Genomic DNA, 272 nt, shown 5'->3' with positions numbered 1-272 from the left:
AATGACAAAAACAACATAAACCATTCCTGACCAAGTGGGACAATAAGTAAAGTCAGAGACCCATAGTTGATCTGGTTGCTGTGCATTAAACTGGCGGCTGACCTTATCATATGGACAGGGACGAGTTTTATCAGGATTGGTAGTAATGGTTTTCTTTCCACGCACCACTCCTTTCAAACCAAGTTTTCGCATCAAATGCTCAACCGTACAACGCGCTACATCATGCCCTTCTCTTCGCAATGCATGCCAAATTTTTCTAGCGCCATAGACCC

Annotated in this window: 1 protein-coding gene; it reads right to left on the bottom strand. The window is 43.8% G+C overall.

Going from position 1 to position 272, the window contains the following annotated elements; all coding sequences use genetic code 11:
• Nucleotides 1-272, bottom strand: a 272-nt coding sequence (locus HBA93_RS21190) for an IS3 family transposase (RefSeq protein WP_221724583.1), incomplete at both ends; no start/stop codon positions are given.

Source organism: Ochrobactrum sp. SFR4 (assembly GCF_019730395.1).
Classification (GTDB): domain Bacteria; phylum Pseudomonadota; class Alphaproteobacteria; order Rhizobiales; family Rhizobiaceae; genus Pseudochrobactrum.
The sequence above is the reverse complement of the archived record's forward strand: the minus strand, read 5'-3'. Positions and strand labels throughout refer to the sequence as shown.